This is a genomic window from Halomonas sp. McD50-4 (genome assembly GCF_022348135.1).
Classification (GTDB): domain Bacteria; phylum Pseudomonadota; class Gammaproteobacteria; order Pseudomonadales; family Halomonadaceae; genus Vreelandella; species Vreelandella piezotolerans.
In genome coordinates this window covers 23,870-39,783 of sequence record NZ_JAKRFG010000005.1, presented here as the reverse complement: position 1 = coordinate 39,783, position 15,914 = coordinate 23,870, and the positions used below count along the sequence as shown (strand labels likewise).

Annotated in this window: 16 protein-coding genes; all 16 read left to right on the top strand. The window is 58.2% G+C overall.

The window, feature by feature from the left end:
- Positions 1-19: 19 nt before the first annotated feature.
- The 16 genes from MHM85_RS07680 (at position 20) to MHM85_RS07605 (ending at position 15,904) form a co-directional block, all read left to right on the top strand.
- Positions 20-688 (top strand): amino acid ABC transporter permease, encoded by a 669-nt coding sequence (locus tag MHM85_RS07680; RefSeq protein ID WP_139526218.1) that lies wholly within the window; start codon positions 20-22, stop codon positions 686-688.
- Positions 685-1,440 (top strand): amino acid ABC transporter ATP-binding protein, encoded by a 756-nt coding sequence (locus tag MHM85_RS07675; protein WP_239285571.1) that lies wholly within the window; start codon positions 685-687, stop codon positions 1,438-1,440. The genes MHM85_RS07680 and MHM85_RS07675 overlap by 4 nt, the downstream gene beginning before the upstream one ends.
- A 251-nt stretch (positions 1,441-1,691) precedes the next feature.
- Positions 1,692-1,958: a 30S ribosomal protein S20 gene (gene rpsT / locus MHM85_RS07670; RefSeq protein WP_083024671.1), complete on the top strand. Its 267-nt coding sequence runs from the start codon at positions 1,692-1,694 to the stop codon at positions 1,956-1,958.
- Positions 1,959-2,074: 116 nt separating this feature from the next.
- Positions 2,075-3,652 carry a murein biosynthesis integral membrane protein MurJ gene (gene murJ / locus MHM85_RS07665; protein WP_239285569.1) on the top strand — a complete coding sequence of 526 codons (1,578 nt, stop codon included), beginning with the start codon at positions 2,075-2,077 and terminating at the stop codon, positions 3,650-3,652.
- A 117-nt stretch (positions 3,653-3,769) separates the two neighbouring features.
- Entirely contained in the window at positions 3,770-4,807 is a 1,038-nt protein-coding gene (gene ribF / locus MHM85_RS07660; RefSeq protein ID WP_219861816.1) for a bifunctional riboflavin kinase/FAD synthetase, read from the top strand.
- A 7-nt stretch (positions 4,808-4,814) separates the two neighbouring features.
- The gene (gene ileS / locus MHM85_RS07655) at positions 4,815-7,646 is read left to right on the top strand and encodes an isoleucine--tRNA ligase (RefSeq protein ID WP_239285567.1); all 2,832 of its coding nucleotides are present in this window, start codon (positions 4,815-4,817) and stop codon (positions 7,644-7,646) included.
- Positions 7,639-8,187: a signal peptidase II gene (lspA, locus tag MHM85_RS07650; RefSeq protein WP_139525728.1), complete on the top strand. Its 549-nt coding sequence runs from the start codon at positions 7,639-7,641 to the stop codon at positions 8,185-8,187. The genes ileS and lspA overlap by 8 nt, the downstream gene beginning before the upstream one ends.
- Before the next feature lie 19 nt (positions 8,188-8,206).
- The gene (gene fkpB, locus MHM85_RS07645) at positions 8,207-8,650 is read left to right on the top strand and encodes an FKBP-type peptidyl-prolyl cis-trans isomerase (protein ID WP_139525727.1); all 444 of its coding nucleotides are present in this window, start codon (positions 8,207-8,209) and stop codon (positions 8,648-8,650) included.
- A gap of 36 nt (positions 8,651-8,686) precedes the next feature.
- A complete protein-coding gene (gene ispH / locus MHM85_RS07640) occupies positions 8,687-9,667 on the top strand; it encodes a 4-hydroxy-3-methylbut-2-enyl diphosphate reductase (RefSeq protein WP_239285565.1) in 981 nt (326 codons plus the stop codon).
- A gap of 136 nt (positions 9,668-9,803) precedes the next feature.
- Entirely contained in the window at positions 9,804-10,205 is a 402-nt protein-coding gene (locus MHM85_RS07635) for a type IV pilin protein (protein ID WP_289073317.1), read from the top strand.
- Complete coding sequence (gene pilV / locus MHM85_RS07630; protein WP_239285563.1) at positions 10,205-10,612, top strand: type IV pilus modification protein PilV; 408 nt, start codon at positions 10,205-10,207, stop codon at positions 10,610-10,612. Before MHM85_RS07635 ends, pilV begins: the two co-directional genes overlap by 1 nt.
- A 21-nt stretch (positions 10,613-10,633) precedes the next feature.
- Positions 10,634-11,107 (top strand): prepilin-type N-terminal cleavage/methylation domain-containing protein, encoded by a 474-nt coding sequence (locus MHM85_RS07625; RefSeq protein WP_239285561.1) that lies wholly within the window; start codon positions 10,634-10,636, stop codon positions 11,105-11,107.
- A gap of 2 nt (positions 11,108-11,109) precedes the next feature.
- Entirely contained in the window at positions 11,110-11,583 is a 474-nt protein-coding gene (locus MHM85_RS07620; RefSeq protein WP_239285559.1) for a PilX N-terminal domain-containing pilus assembly protein, read from the top strand.
- A 49-nt stretch (positions 11,584-11,632) separates the two neighbouring features.
- Complete coding sequence (locus MHM85_RS07615) at positions 11,633-12,655, top strand: tryptophan--tRNA ligase (protein WP_139525723.1); 1,023 nt, start codon at positions 11,633-11,635, stop codon at positions 12,653-12,655.
- A 180-nt stretch (positions 12,656-12,835) separates the two neighbouring features.
- Complete coding sequence (locus MHM85_RS07610; RefSeq protein ID WP_239285557.1) at positions 12,836-14,047, top strand: YeeE/YedE family protein; 1,212 nt, start codon at positions 12,836-12,838, stop codon at positions 14,045-14,047.
- A 177-nt stretch (positions 14,048-14,224) separates the two neighbouring features.
- Positions 14,225-15,904, top strand: coding sequence for an NAD-dependent malic enzyme (locus MHM85_RS07605; RefSeq protein WP_239285555.1), 1,680 nt, complete (start codon positions 14,225-14,227; stop codon positions 15,902-15,904).
- The last annotated feature ends 10 nt before the right edge of the window (positions 15,905-15,914 follow it).

Genomic DNA, 15,914 nt, shown 5'->3' with positions numbered 1-15,914 from the left:
GTTGATAAGCGATACGACGATGCTAAATGTGGAGTATATGTGGGGCCTGTTGCCGGTCCTGCTGAGTTATTTACCGCTGACGCTGCAGATGGCGAGCATCGCCATGGTATTTGCATTAGTCATTGCCTGCTTGTTGGCGGTCGTGCGGGTGTTGAAGATTCCCGTATTGAACGGCGCCGCGCTGCTGTTCATTTCGTTTTTTCGCGGCACGCCCCTGTTGGTGCAACTATTTCTGTTCTACTACGGTCTGCCCCAGCTCATCGATGCGCTGATTTCCATTAATGGCGTGACCGCAGCGGTATTGGGCCTGACGCTGCACTTTTCGGCGTATATGGCGGAATCCATTCGTGCGGCCATCGTGGGTATCGACCGTAGCCAAACCGAAGCGGCGCTCTCGATAGGTATGACCCAGCCGCAGCTGATGCGGCGGATTATCCTGCCGCAAGCCACCCGCGTGGCCACGCCCACGCTGATGAACTACTTCATCGATATGATCAAGGCGACCTCGCTGGCCTTTACGCTCGGCGTGACGGAGCTGATGGGCGCCACCCAGAAAGAGGCATCGGGCAGCTTTTTGTATCTGGAAGCCTTCCTGTTGGTGGCGATCATCTACTGGGTCGTGGTGGAAGCACTCTCTTGGGGCCAGCGCCGACTGGAAACGTATTTGAACAAGGCGTACCAGCGATGATCACGCTTGAATCTGTCAGCAAGCAGTTTGGACAGCAGCCGGTCTTCAGTCATGTCGATTTACACCTCGAGCAGGGTGAGATCATCGTGATCATCGGCCCATCGGGCACCGGTAAGTCGACCCTGCTGCGCTGTATCAATTTTTTAGAGCACCCAGAGGCAGGGCATATTACCGTCGGTGATCTGCGCGTCGATGCGCGAAAGGCGAGTCGGGCGGATATTTTGGCACTGCGCCGTCGCACCGCCTTCGTATTTCAGAATTACGGCCTGTTCGCCAATAAAACCGCGCTGGAAAACATTAGCGAAGGCATGATCGTGGTGGACAAGCTACCCAAGGCGCAGGCCCACGCTCGCGCCAGGGAGATCCTGGCGCGCATCGGTTTGGCGGATAAAGCGGATGCTTACCCTGCATCGCTCTCCGGCGGCCAGCAGCAGCGGGTGGGCATTGGCCGTGCCATGGCGGCGAATGCCGACGTCATTTTGTTCGATGAGCCGACCTCGTCGCTCGACCCGCAGTGGGTGGAGGAAGTGCTGGCTCTCATGAAGCAACTGGCGGCCGAGAAGCAAACCATGATCGTGGTCACCCACGAGATGCAATTTGCCAGAGACGTCGCCGACCGTGTGGTGTTTATGGACGAAGGTCAAATCGTCGAGCAGGCGCCTCCCGAGCAGCTTTTCACCAATCCCCAAGACGAGCGCACGCGGCGCTTTTTGCGCAAGATTTTGGCACCCACGGGCCAGGCACTGCCGTAAGTGCACCATCGAAAAGCATTGACACCGGCTAGTAAGCCCGCTTTGCGCGTGATAGACTACGCCATCCTCTCAGACAAGACCCGTGAGCGGGCAGCTATAAGACTGCTCGTTACACTATTTAGCAGTGTTGAAAACCCTGCTAGATCAATTGGTTGTTACGGAAATGTCGTGATTTGGCAACTGCCAGCCGACAAACACATAGTAAATTCGTTGCCGTTGATAGGCAGCCCTTATTCTCCAAGGAGATACCTGTGGCGAACAGCAAGCAAGCACGCAAGCGCGCCCGCCAGGCCGAGACTCGTCGCGTCCTGAAAGCCAGCCAGCGCAGCATGGTCCGCACCTACATCAAGCGTGTGATCAAAGCGATCAACACCGGCGACCATGGCAAAGCGATGGAAGAGTTCAAGGCAATGCAGCCGGTCGTTGACCGTATTGCTGACAAAGACGTTCTTTCCAAGAAGAAAGCTGCACGTCTGAAAAGCCGCTTGAACAAGCGCATTAAGGCTCTGGCGGCGTAAGCCGGCAGGCGCCATAAAAAAACCGGCTGCGGCCGGTTTTTTTGTGCCTGAACGTCGCCTAGCAGGCGATGTGCGAGTCTCTATTTAGCCTCTAGCCGCCTGTAGGAAAGTACTTGATGAGCGCCGATACATCACCGCATGCCAATATGCCGCCACCCCGCCGAGGACTGATGCGTTCTGGATTGGTGGTCAGCGCCATGACCATGCTCTCCCGGGTGATGGGGTTGGTGCGCGATGTGGTCGTAGCGACGTTCCTCGGGGCGGGCAATGGCTCCGATGCGTTCTTCGTGGCGTTCAAGATTCCCAATTTCCTACGCCGTCTCTTTGCCGAGGGCGCATTCAATCAAGCCTTCGTGCCGGTGCTCTCGGAGTACTCTTCTCAGCGCACCAAGCAGGAGATCCGTGAGCTTTTGAACGCGGTGGCGGGCAGCCTGACGGCCCTGCTAGCGCTGATCACGGCGCTGGCGATGCTGGGCGCGCCCTGGCTGGTGTGGCTGTTTGCCCCTGGCTTTGGTCGCGACCCTGATAAACTAGCGATGACCGCCGATATGCTGCGGCTGACGTTTCCGTATTTGCTGCTCATTTCGCTCACCGCGTTCTCAGGCAGCGTGCTGAACACTTGGAACCGCTTTGCAGTGCCCGCATTTACCCCAGTACTGCTGAACTTGTCGTTGATCGGTGCGGCGCTGTTTTTGATGCCCCTGATGGAAGAGCCCGCCATGGCGCTGGCGTGGGGCGTGCTGATTGCAGGGGCGGCTCAGCTTGCGTTTCAGGTGCCGTTTTTGCTGCGTTTAGGGCTTTTGCCCACGCCGTGGCCCAACTTTGCCCATGACGGCGTCAAGCGTATTTTAAAACTGATGGCCCCGGCGCTGTTTGGCGTATCGGTGTCGCAGATCAATTTGCTGTTGGATACGGTGCTGGCATCGCTGTTGGCGGCGGGGAGCGTTTCGTGGCTCTACTACTCGGATCGGTTGGTAGAGCTACCGCTTGGCGTGTTTGGGGTGGCGATTGGCACCATTATCTTGCCTGCGCTTTCCAAGCGGCACGCGGAGCAGTCCACCGAGCACTTTTCCGCCATGCTGGACTGGGGGCTTCGCGTGGTGCTGCTGTTGGGCGTGCCGGCGGCATTGGCGCTGGCGGTACTGGCCGAGCCGTTTTTGATTACCCTGTTTCACTACGGGGCGATGACCGATAACGATATTCAGATGGCGGCCATGAGCCTGCGTGCCTACGCCTTCGGTTTAGTGGCCTTTATGCTGATCAAGGTGCTCGCGCCGGGTTTCTTTGCTCGCCAAGACACCAAAACGCCAGTCAAAGTAGGCATTATCGCCATGGTTGCGAACATGGTCTTCAACCTGGTGCTGATTTGGCCGCTGGCCCACGCGGGTTTGGCGCTGGCGACGGCGCTCTCGGCGTTTTTGAATGCAGGGCTGCTGGGGTACTTGCTCTATCGCCAGCAGGTGTTGGTGTTCCAGCCGGGCTGGGGGCGGTTTGGCGTACAGTTGATCGGTGGCAGCGTACTCATGAGTCTCGCGCTCCTGGTCGTCTCGCCTGACTGGCAGGCATGGCTCGACTTCGGTCTATGGCAGCGCGTGGGGTGGGTGGCGGCCTTGGTCGTGTTGGGCGGCGGGCTCTACTTCATCTGGTTAACGGCGCTTGGCCTGCGGCTGCGCCACTTTAGAATGAACGGTTAAGTTAGGCGTTGGGGGTGATGATCTACTCCTGCACCTGGCCTGCGTGTTCGTTATAATCAAACGCTTTGATCACGGCCAGCGCTTTTTAAAATCTAACGCTTTTAAAACAGGGGTGCCATGCACGTCATTCGAGGTCTGCACAATCTGACAGCGTCCCATCGTGGCTGCGTGGCGACCATTGGTAATTTCGATGGGGTGCACCGGGGGCATCAGGCGATCCTGCAACAGTGCCGTGAGCACGCTGCGCGCCTGGGCGTTCCGCTGACTGTGGTGGTGTTCGAGCCTCAGCCCCGCGAGTTTTTTGCCGGTGATCAAGCGCCGCCTCGCCTGACACGGCTACGCGAAAAGGTGCGTCTGCTACGCGACCACGGTGCCGAGCAGGTGCTCTGTCTGCCGTTCAACGATGCGCTGCGTAGCCTGACCGGCCGTGAATTCATCGATCAAGTGCTCATCGAGGGGTTGGGTGTCAAGCACTTGGTGGTGGGGGACGACTTTCGATTTGGCTGCGACCGAAAGGGGGACTTCAGCCTGTTGGAAGCGGTCGGGCGTACCCACGGTTTTGGCGTCGAGCACACCCGCACCTTTAAAGTCGATGACGAGCGCGTGTCGAGCACCCGTGTGCGCACCCTGCTGGCCAGCGGCAACTTCGACGTAGCTGCCCGTTTGTTGGGCCGGCCCTACTCGCTGCATGGCCGCGTGGTGCGCGACCAGCAACTGGGGCGCACCATTGGCGTGCCAACCGCGAACCTACCGCTGCTGCCCCAGCCGCTGACGCTGCGTGGCGTGTTTGCGGTCGTGGCCGAGCTTGCCAGCGGTGAGCGCTATCCCGCCGTGGCGAACGTCGGCTTTCGGCCCACGGTGGGAGCCAAACGCCCCACGCTGGAAGTGCACCTGTTGGCGTTTACGGGCGATTTGTACGGCCAGCGGCTGACGGTTTACCCCTGCGCACGGCTACGGGGGGAAGTGAAGTTTGACGATTTCGAGGCACTGAAAACACAGATTCACCATGACCAAGCCAGGGCGCGCCGTTACTTTGCGGCCGTGGAGACTGGCATTGCACTCTCTCTTCCGCTGGCCTCGGCCCCGCTTGGGCGTGAGACCGCTTCTTCTGATTTCACTTCGGCGGATGACGCCGCCGATACAAACGACGGCTGACCGGACTATGGATTATAAGCATACGCTAAACTTGCCAGAAACCGACTTTCCCATGCGCGGCATGCTGCCGAAGCAGGAGCCAGGGCGCGTTTCCCAGTGGCAGGACATGAACCTGTACCAGCGCCTGCGCGACGCCCGTGCGGGTGCGCCGCTGTTCGTACTGCACGATGGCCCTCCCTACGCCAATGGCAGTATCCATATTGGTCACGCCGTTAATAAGATTCTCAAGGACATCATCGTCAAGTCCAAAAACCTGGCGGGCTTCGATGCGCCCTACGTGCCCGGCTGGGACTGCCACGGCCTGCCCATCGAGCACAAGGTGGAAACCACCCATGGCAAGCACCTGGCTGCCGATAAAGCCCGCGAGCTTTGCCGGGAGTACGCCGGTGCCCAGATCGAAACCCAGCTGGTGGATTTCGTGCGCCTGGGCATCATTGGCGACTGGAACCACCCTTATCGCTCCATGGATTACGCCAATGAAGCGGGTGAAATCCGCGCGCTGGCCGACATGGTCGACGCGGGCTACGTTTTCAAAGGTTTGAAACCGGTGAACTGGTGTTTCGACTGCGGCTCGGCGCTGGCCGAGGCGGAGGTCGAGTACGCTGACAAGAAGTCCGATGCCATCGACGTGGCCTTCCCCGTGGAAGACGCCGACAAGCTGGCAGCGGCGTTCGGTCTGAGCGAGCTGGCCAAGCCTGCGGCGGTGGTCATCTGGACCACTACGCCTTGGACCATTCCCGCCAACCAGGCGCTGAACGTTCACCCCGACTTCACCTACGCGCTGGTGGATACCGGTGAGCGCCTGCTGCTGCTGGCCGAAGAGCTGGTCGAGAGCTGCCTAGAGCGCTTTGGTTTACAAGGCGAGGTGGTCGCGACGACTCAGGGCAAACACCTGGACCTGATCAACTTCCGCCACCCGTTCTACGACCGTCTCTCGCCGGTCTATCTGGCGGATTACGTCGAGTCTGAAGCCGGCAGTACCGGTATCGTTCACTCTGCCCCTTCTTACGGTATGGATGACTTCGTCACCTGCCGTGAGCATGGCATGAGCTTTGATGACATGCTGAATCCGGTACAGGGCAACGGCGTTTACGCCGATGACCTCCCGTTCTTCGGCGGCCAGATGATCTGGAAAGCCAACCCGAACATCATCGAGAAGCTGCGTGACGTGAACGCGCTGATGGCCCATACGCCGATCACCCACAGCTACATGCATTGCTGGCGCCACAAAACGCCGGTGATCTACCGCGCCACGGCCCAGTGGTTCGTTGGCATGGATATCAAAGGCAAAGATGGCAAGACTCTGCGCGAGCGTGCGCTGGCCGGTATCGAGGCCACCGAGTTTACCCCGGCCTGGGGTCAGGCGCGCCTGCACAGCATGATCGCCAACCGCCCAGATTGGTGTATCTCTCGTCAGCGTAACTGGGGCGTGCCGATTCCGTTCTTCCTGCATAAGCAAACCGGTGAGCTACACCCGAACACCGTGTCGCTGATGGAAGAAGCCGCCAAGCGCGTGGAACAGCAGGGCATCGAGGCATGGTTCAAGCTCGACCCCGCCGAGCTGCTCGGCGCAGAGGCGTCGGATTACGAGAAAGTCACCGACACGCTGGACGTATGGTTCGACTCGGGCACTACCCACCGTCATGTGCTGCGCGGCTCGCACCCCCACGGTCATGAAAGCGGCCCGCGGGCAGATTTATACCTGGAAGGTAGCGACCAGCACCGCGGTTGGTTCCACTCGTCGCTGCTCACCGGTGCAGCGATCGATGGTCATGCCCCGTATCGCCAGCTGCTGACCCACGGCTTCACGGTGGATGCCCAGGGCCGCAAGATGTCCAAATCCATTGGTAACGTGGTCGCGCCGCAAAGCGTGATGGATAAGCTGGGGGCCGATATCTTGCGCCTATGGGTAGCTTCGACCGACTACTCCGGTGAAATGGCCGTTTCGGATGAAATCCTCAAGCGTACCGCCGATGTCTATCGCCGTATCCGTAACACTGCCCGCTTCCTGCTGTCCAACTTGAACGGGTTCGATCCCGCGCGGGATCAAGTCGCGTTTGGCGATATGCTGGCGCTGGACCAGTGGGTGGTGGACCGTGCCGCACAGCTTCAAGGCCGCATCGAAAACGCCTATGAGGAGTACCGCTTCCTGGATGTGTATCAGCAGGTGCACGGCTTTTGCGCCCGGGAGCTAGGCGGCTTCTACCTGGACGTGATCAAGGATCGCCAGTACACCACCCAAACCGACTCGCTGGCCCGCCGCAGCGCGCAAACCGCGCTCTATCACGTGGTGGAAGCGCTGAGTCGCTGGGTGGCGCCGATTCTGTCCTTCACCGCCGAAGAGATTTTCGAGCATATCCCCGGCGAGCGTGGCGATAGCGTGCTGCTGGAGACCTACTACACTGGCCTCTCCACGCTGGACGAGGGTGCCGAAATGGGCCGGGCGTTCTGGGAGCAGGTGCTGGAAGTGAAGCACTCGGTGAACAAGTGCCTGGAAGACGCGCGTAATGCCAAAGTGATCAAGGGCAGCCTGGCGGCCGACGTGACGCTGTTCGTCAATGAGGAGCTGCACGCAACGTTAACCAAGCTTGGCGACGAGTTGCGCTTCGTGATGCTCACTAGTGAAGTGCATTTAGCGCCGCTCGCAAAGGCCGCCCATGCCGAAAGCACCGAGCTTGCTGGTCTGAAGGTCGCGGTGAGTGCCAGTGAGCACGCCAAGTGTGAGCGCTGCTGGCATCATCGGGCGGACGTAGGCAGCATTGCCGAGCATCCTGACCTGTGCGGCCGCTGCGTGAGTAATTTACCCGACGGTAGCGGTGAGATTCGTCATTATGCCTAACGCCTCTTCAGCGAACGATCTACACTCCCAGCGGCCGCCCATGCGGCGGCCGCTGCGCTGGTTGTGGCTTGCCGTCGCGATCATCGTAGTGGACTTGGCCACCAAGTACGCCGCTAGCCATTTCCTGAACTATGCTCAGCCGGTCGAGGTGCTGCCATTTTTCAACCTCACGTTGCTGCATAATACGGGGGCGGCGTTTAGCTTTTTAGCCGAGCATCCCGGCTGGCAGCGCTGGTTCTTTGCGGCGATTGCCATCGGTGCCAGTATCGGTCTCACCGTGTGGCTATCTCGGGTGCGCGCCGATGAGACGCTGTTGGCCATCGCGCTGCCGCTGATCATCGGAGGCGCGTTGGGCAATTTGTACGACCGCTTGATCCACGGCTATGTGGTGGATTTTCTCTCCTTCCATGCGGCGGGCTGGTACTACCCTGCCTTTAACGTGGCGGATATCGGCATTACCCTAGGGGCCGTGGGCTTGATTTGGGAGTCGGTCATGGGTGAGCGTCGGCGTAAGAAAGCCGCGCAGTCATCCTCTTCTTAACATCAATGAGTGAGGCACCATGGACTACCTAATTGACGATGGGATGGAAATCACCCTGCATTTTACCCTGAAGCTGGAAGATGGCACGGTCGTCGATTCCACCAAAGAGAAAGCGCCAGCGACGTTCCAATTTGGCGATGGCAATCTGCCGCCCGGCTTCGAGCATCCCATCAAAGGCATGGCCGCAGGCCAGAACGGCTCGTTCGATATCACGCCAGAGCATGCGTTTGGCCAACACAATCCGCAGAACATTCAAACGCTGAAGCGGGAAGACTTTGGTGACGAATCGCCTGAGATCGGCATGGTGATGTCGTTTGCCGACAAAGCGGGAACGGAATTGCCTGGCGTGGTCAAAGCCATTGATGGTGACCGCGTCGAGGTCGACTTCAACCATCCGCTGGCGGGGCGTACATTGACATTCGATGTCGAAGTGCTCGACGTCACGCCGATCACCAAACACTAATTTCCTGAGCGATGCAGGTTGCATCAAGGCGCTTTTATGCAGTCATCAGAGTCATCTCAGCCCGTACAGATCAAGCTAGCCAACCCGCGCGGGTTTTGTGCGGGCGTCGACCGCGCGATCGATATCGTCAACCGTGCGCTGGATGTCTTCGGTCCGCCGATTTACGTGCGTCATGAGGTGGTGCACAACCGCTTCGTGGTGGAAACCTTACGTGAACGCGGCGCGGTCTTCGTTGAAGAGCTTCACGAAGTGCCCGACGATGTGATCGTCATCTTCTCCGCCCATGGCGTTTCCCGCGCGGTGCAGCAAGACGCAGAACAGCGTGGCCTAAAGGTGTTCGATGCCACCTGCCCGCTGGTCACCAAAGTGCATATGGAAGTGCTGCGCTACGCCAAGCGCGGCCAGGAGTGCATTTTGATTGGCCATGAAGGCCACCCGGAAGTCGAAGGCACCATGGGGCGCTACGACACCTCCCATGGCGGCAAGATTTACTTGGTCGAAGACGAGCAGGATGTGGCCAACTTAGTCGTGGACGACCCCTCGGCACTGGCGTTCGTGACGCAAACCACACTCTCCATGGACGACACCGCCAAGGTGATCGACGCGCTACGGGAAAAATTTCCCGACATCCAGGGGCCGCGTAAGGACGATATCTGCTACGCCACCCAAAACCGTCAGGACGCGGTGCGTGAGTTGGCGGCGGATAGCGACCTAGTCTTGGTGGTCGGCAGCCCCAACAGTTCGAATTCCAACCGGCTGCGTGAGCTTTCCGAGCGAATGGGCACTCCTGCCTATTTGATCGATAACGCTGAGCAAATTGATGCGACTTGGCTCGATGGCGTCAAGCGTATTGGCGTCACTGCCGGGGCGAGCGCCCCTGAAGTGCTCGTCAAAGGCGTCATTGATAAGTTGCAGACACTGGGCGCGGAAGCCCCTGTCGAACTGCAGGGGCGTGAAGAGACGATTACGTTCTCGATGCCAAGAGAGCTGCGTGAACGAGTGATCGTCAGCGAGTAACGCGCTTTACAAGATGAGTGTGCTGAAGCGCTCATCGGTGAACTTGCGTGAGTGAATAGACGTCAGCGAGTGATGCAAAGCGTATCGGTTTCCGACATACTCGAAGTATGGTTTAACCGATACAGGAGCTGACTCGGTGCCTAGCCCTTCATTTTCCCTTGCTGGCGAGCAGGAGACTCACCAGCAAGGTTTTACCCTCATCGAAATGCTGATTGCCGTGGCCATCATTGGCATCGTCGCAGGTATCGCCTATCCCAGTTACACACGCTATGTAGAACGCTCGCTTCGCACTGATGCGCATGCGGGGCTGCTGCAAGCCGCTTCTGAAATGGAGCGCTGCTACTCTCGTCAATACAACTACACCGGCTGTGCCATCACCACGACGTCGCCTGATGGCAACTACACCCTTTCTGTCGCGGCAGGGGGGGAGAGAGACGGCGGTTTTCTTCTCACTGCGACCACCCCTCAGGCCGATGGCTGTCATGGCGATATTCAACTCAATGCGCGCGGCGAGCGCACGCCGGTAGTCTGTTGGTAATGCAGACACACCAGCGAGGACTCTCTATGGTGGAAGCGCTGGTCGCGCTCGTCATTTTGTCAGTGGGAGTGCTCAGTGTGGCTGCAATGCAGCTGAAATCGATGCAAAGCGCTCACAGTGGTTATCAACGGTCGCTGGCCTCCGTGGCTGCATTGGACGCGCAAGAGCGTGTGTGGGCCGCCATCTCTCATATAGAAGCGTGCCAAGACGTACCGGTCGCCTCGATTGAAAACGCGTGGCGTGACGCCTGGTTTCTGGCGAAGGGGGCTCCTCTACGACATAGCGTGAATCCGGGCCAAAGTGGGATTGCCCGGTCGGGCTGCCAGTTCGATGTCACGGTGCAACTCGATACGCCCCAGGATGAGAACGGGGGCAGAATGGAGTATCGGTTCTTATTACCGCTTTGAAGTAAGGGTCAAGGAGTCTCTGTGCTAAAGGAAAGGCAGCGCGGTTTTACCCTAACGGAAGTCATGGTAGCGATGGCGATAGGGCTAGTCATCGTATTAGGGGCAGGGCAGCTATTTCTAGGCACGCTGAAAACCCATCGCCATGTCGATATGCTGAGTCGCCAGCAGGAAGCACTGATTTTTGCAGTGACGACGATGACACAAACCCTGCGACGGCAGGGGCCTTATGATGCGTCGGGGCAGGCGTTTTATCATTTACGTTGCCAGAGCGTCGCCAAAGAGTGCCGCTGTACGTTGCAAGACATGTCGCGCGCTCAACCCATGGTCAATTTTGCCACCCCCTCGACGAGTACGTGCGAACGCGATGTACCGTTGGGAAGCCAAATGGCTGACGGCGCCGATAGCCTCGTGTCATTGCCATTAGGCCCCGGCGGCAGCGAATTGCGTTTTCATGTAACGCACCGTGCCAGTCTACTAGCACCCCAAGGGGAATAACCATGGAGAAGAGCGGAGTGAAGCAACAGCAGGGCGCGGCTTTGGTCATCGTCATGGTACTGCTGGCCAGCGCGTTGGTCATGGCGCTCGTCAGTATGCAAACGGCACTGATCGACGAGCGCTTGGCAGGTAACTTTCGTGCATCGATACAGGCGCAAATGCGATCTGAAACGGCGGCGTCAGAAGCCTTGGCCCGTTGGGAGGAACTCGATTGGCAGGGCGCTCCACTGCTGGATGCGCCCGAGACGGCACGTTTTGAGGAGTATGGCACGCACGCCAAAGTATCGACATCGCATCACTGTCCCCATCACAGCTGTTTCTATATGCCGGTCATTTACCATAGCGAGCGATGGGTCATGGCCATGGGAGCCACCTTCGAAGGGAGCGGGACGGTGGTCGCACAAAGTGCGCCGCTGCTCATTCGCCGCGAAAACCCTCATGAAGTAGGAGCAGAGGCAGCGGTGGTTTGGCAATAAGCGTACAATAGCGTATCGTTTTTGACCTTCATTCAGTTGGATTCAGATCATGAGTCAGACAGCCAAAACCCGCGTGCTGACCGGGATTACCACGACCGGAACGCCGCACCTTGGTAACTACGTGGGCGCTATCAAGCCTGCCATCGAAGCAAGCCAAGACCCGAGCGTGCAGTCGTTCTATTTTCTCGCTGACTATCACGCGCTGATCAAGTGCCAAGAGCCCAAGCGTGTGCAAGCGTCGCGTTTAGAGATTGCGGCCACGTGGCTGGCGCTGGGTCTGGATACCGACAACGCCATTTTCTATCGTCAGTCGGATATCCATGAGATCCCTGAGCTGATGTGGATGCTCTCCTGCGTCTGCGCGAAAGGGTTGATGAACCGTGCTCACGCGTATAAGGCCGCCGTGGCCGAGAACGAAGAAGCGGGCGACCAAGACCCCGATAAAGGTATCACCATGGGGCTGTTTGGCTACCCGGTGTTGATGGCCGCCGACATACTGATGTTCAACGCCAACAAGGTGCCGGTAGGGCGCGATCAGATTCAGCACATTGAAATGGCGAGAGACATCGCGGGTCGCTTCAATCACCTTTTCAAAGGTCAGTACTTCACTCAGCCAGAAGCGGTGGTGAGCGAAAAGGCCGAGGTATTGAAGGGCTTGGATGGTCGCAAAATGTCCAAGAGCTACAACAATACGATCCCGCTGTTCGTTAGCGAGAAAAAGCTGCAAAAGCTGGTGCGAAAAATCAAAACCAACTCGCTCGAGCCGGGTGAGCCAAAAGATCCTGATACCTGCACGCTGTTCCAGATTTACGCTGCTTTCGCCAGCGATGCTGAGACGGCGAATATGCGCGAGCAATACGCTGAAGGCATTGGCTGGGGGGAGGCGAAAGACCGAGTGTTCGATTACCTCAACGCGCATCTCAGTGAGCCAAGGGAGCGCTATAATGCGTTGATGGAAGATCCCGGACATATCGAAGCCGTACTTCAAAAAGGCGCCGAGCGTGCCAGAGAAGAGGCGACGGTCACGATGGACCGGTTACGTTCTGCGGTTGGCTTGGGGCGGTTCGTTTAATATTCTTTAAAAGCATAAGTTCTGCCCAATTAAGAATTTTCAGCATTCTACGGCCAGCGCTAGGATGATAATTACTGTATAAGTACTATTGCTCAAAAGCGATAGTTCAATAATTTATGCTCAAAATTAGCCAAGCGCCTCGCTATTGCAGGCGCTTTTGGCGTTACTTATAGGTGAATTATGGCAACGACCTCAACGTCGGCACCGATCGATTATCGCGTGCCTCTTTTAGCGACGGCGGCCATTGTGCTGAGTTCGCTGGTCATTGGCGTGGTGTTCAGCGCTAATATCGGCTTGCTGATGATCGTGGGCGGGCTGCTGGGCATGGTGCTTTACCATGCGGCGTTTGGTTTTACGGCCGCGTGGCGGGTCTTCATTACCGAACGCCGTGGTCGTGGGCTGCGGGCGCAAATGATCATGCTGGCGATTGCGGTGGTGCTGTTCTTACCGGCGCTCGGCGCGGGCAGCCTGTTTGGTACCGAGGTGAGTGGCTTCGTTGCCCCCATTGGTCTGTCAGTGCTGGTCGGTGCCTTTCTGTTCGGGGTAGGTATGCAGCTAGGCGGCGGCTGTGCCTCTGGCACGCTCTTCACCGCAGGCGGTGGTAACGCGCGCATGCTGATTACCCTGGTGTTCTTCATTGTCGGCTCGGTGATTGGCACCGCTCACTTTGCGTGGTGGCAAAGCCTGCCTGCTTTCCAACCGGTATCGCTGGTCAATGTCGCTGGTGTAGGGGGAGGCATCGGCATTAGCTTGGTGCTGTTTGCCGCGATTGCTGCGTTCACAATGATGATGGAAAAGCGCCGCCATGGCCATTTGGAGCAGGCACCGGTAGTGGATAAACCGGGTAGTGAGCGTTGGTTGTCGGGTCCTTGGCCGCTGGTAGCCGGCGCGGTGGCGCTGGCACTGCTGAATTTTGCCACGCTGGCATTGGCGGGGCGTCCGTGGGGGATCACCTCCGCGTTTGCGCTATGGGGCGCCAAGAGCTTTGAGCTAGTCGCTGGCGATGTGAGCCAGTGGGGCTATTGGCAATCGCCTGGCAATGCCGCCGCGCTGGAAGCCAGCGTATGGAGCGACATTACCACGGTGATGAACGTCGGCATTATGCTTGGCGCCTTGGCCGCCGCGAGCTTGGCAGGGCGTTTTGCACCCAACTTCTGCATTCCACTGAAATCGGTACTGGCCGCGGTGATCGGTGGAATCATGCTGGGTTACGGCGCCCGCTTGGCCTTTGGCTGTAACATCGGCGCTTACTTCAGCGGTATTGCCTCTGGCAGCCTCCACGGCTGGGTATGGATGGTGGCGGCGTTCGCCGGGAATATGGTGGGTGTTAAGCTGCGCCCGTTCTTCTTTGATGGGGAATCGGGACGTCGACCCGTCGCCAAAAGCTGTTAGAAGAATGACATTAGTGGCGTCTAGAAAACGTCTCGGCAATACTGAGGCGTTTTTTTTATGCCCTTTATTTATGTCTCTTCCACCTTTGTCGTACTAGCATGTTACATTACGCTCAAACGCCGCCAACGCCCAGCGTTGCTGCATTGCAACAGCAATTGACATAAAAAGAGAGTGCCTATGTCTACGACGAGTAAACGCCCCTTATACATTCCTTACGCCGGTCCTTCTTTACTTGAAATGCCGCTATTGAACAAAGGCAGCGCGTTTACTCAAGAGGAGCGGTTGGCGTTTAACTTGATAGGGCTACTACCCCAAAAAGTCGAAACCATCGACGACCAACTGGAGCGTGTGTACCGTCAGTACCAGCAGTGCCATAGCGATCTCGAACGCCATATCCATCTACGCGCCATTCAAGACGATAACGAAACGCTCTATTTCCGGCTGGTGTCAGAGCACCTGGAGGAAATGCTGCCGATTATCTATACGCCGACGGTGGGGCAGGCGTGTCAGGAGTTTTCCAATATTTATCGCAATCACCGGGGGCTATTCATTAGCTACCCCGATCGCGAGCATATGGATGACATTCTGCGCAGTGCTACCAAAGATAACGTCAAAGTGATCGTCGTCACCGATGGCGAGCGTATTTTGGGCCTGGGGGACCAGGGCATCGGCGGCATGGGTATTCCGATTGGGAAGCTCGCGCTCTACACCGCCTGTGGCGGGATTAGTCCGGCCTATACGCTGCCCATCATGATCGATGTAGGAACGAACAATAAGGCGCTGCTGGATGACCCGATGTACATGGGCTGGCGTCATGAGCGGGTGAGTCAGGAAGAGTACGATGCCTTCATGGCGGAATTCATTTGTGCCGTGAAGCGTCGCTGGCCGAACGTGCTACTGCAGTTTGAGGACTTCGCTCAGGCTAACGCCGTACCGCTGCTAGAGCGCTATCGTAACGAACTGTGCTGCTTTAACGATGATGTGCAGGGTACGGCGTCTGTGGTGGTCGGTACGCTCATGGCGGCTTGCCAAGCCCGTGAAGAGACGATTGCCCAGCAGCGTGTGGTTTTCGTGGGCGGCGGCTCTGCTGGCTGTGGTATTGCCGAGCAGGTGGTCGTGGCCATGGAAGCCGAAGGTCTGACCGAAGCCGAAGCACGGGCACGTATCTTCATCGTCGACCGTGAAGGGCTCATGACCACGGATCAGTCGTGGCAGCGGGATTTTCAGCGTCGCTTAGCTCATGACCCTGCCCTGGTCGCAGAGTGGAATGGCCAAGGGCTTGAAGAGACCATTGCCAACATCAAGCCAACGATTCTGATTGGTGTCTGCGGTCAGCGCGGTATCTTCACCGAACAAGTCGTTCGGACCATGCACGCAGGCTGCGAGCATCCGGTCATCATGCCGCTCTCCAACCCCACCTCGCAGGCTGAAGCGGTACCAGAAGACGTGATTCGTTGGACCGATGGCCAAGCGTTAGTCGCGACCGGTAGCCCGTTTGCCCCCGTAGTGTATAACGGCCGCACCTATCCGATTGCCCAGTGCAACAATGCTTATATCTTCCCCGGCATTGGCTTGGGTGTGATTGCCGCGAACGCCAACCGGGTCACCGATGAGATGCTGATGAGCGCCTCAAGGGCGCTGGCGCGTGAAGCACCGCTCGTGAAAGAGGGTAAAGGCGCGCTGCTGCCGCCGCTGTCGCGCATCCGTGACATTAGCAAATCGATAGCCTTTGAGGTGGCGGCACAGGCGCAGCAAAACGGTGTCGCGTTGAAAACCAGCGGTACCGCGCTGCGCGAGCGTATCGAGTCTGCGTGCTGGTCGCCGGAGTATCGTTTCTATCGCCGCCGCGCCTTCTAATCTCGGCACC

Coding starts and splice junctions, on each gene's coding strand:
- MHM85_RS07680 (WP_139526218.1), top strand. CDS start 20: ATGCTAAATGTGGAGTATATGTGGGGCCTGTTGCCGGTCCTGCTGAGT.
- pilV (WP_239285563.1), top strand. CDS start 10,205: ATGCAGACACACCAGCGAGGACTCTCTATGGTGGAAGCGCTGGTCGCG.
- MHM85_RS07605 (WP_239285555.1), top strand. CDS start 14,225: ATGTCTACGACGAGTAAACGCCCCTTATACATTCCTTACGCCGGTCCT.
- ribF (WP_219861816.1), top strand. CDS start 3,770: ATGCACGTCATTCGAGGTCTGCACAATCTGACAGCGTCCCATCGTGGC.
- murJ (WP_239285569.1), top strand. CDS start 2,075: ATGAGCGCCGATACATCACCGCATGCCAATATGCCGCCACCCCGCCGA.
- fkpB (WP_139525727.1), top strand. CDS start 8,207: ATGGACTACCTAATTGACGATGGGATGGAAATCACCCTGCATTTTACC.
- lspA (WP_139525728.1), top strand. CDS start 7,639: ATGCCTAACGCCTCTTCAGCGAACGATCTACACTCCCAGCGGCCGCCC.
- MHM85_RS07620 (WP_239285559.1), top strand. CDS start 11,110: ATGGAGAAGAGCGGAGTGAAGCAACAGCAGGGCGCGGCTTTGGTCATC.
- ispH (WP_239285565.1), top strand. CDS start 8,687: ATGCAGTCATCAGAGTCATCTCAGCCCGTACAGATCAAGCTAGCCAAC.
- ileS (WP_239285567.1), top strand. CDS start 4,815: ATGGATTATAAGCATACGCTAAACTTGCCAGAAACCGACTTTCCCATG.
- MHM85_RS07610 (WP_239285557.1), top strand. CDS start 12,836: ATGGCAACGACCTCAACGTCGGCACCGATCGATTATCGCGTGCCTCTT.
- MHM85_RS07675 (WP_239285571.1), top strand. CDS start 685: ATGATCACGCTTGAATCTGTCAGCAAGCAGTTTGGACAGCAGCCGGTC.
- MHM85_RS07615 (WP_139525723.1), top strand. CDS start 11,633: ATGAGTCAGACAGCCAAAACCCGCGTGCTGACCGGGATTACCACGACC.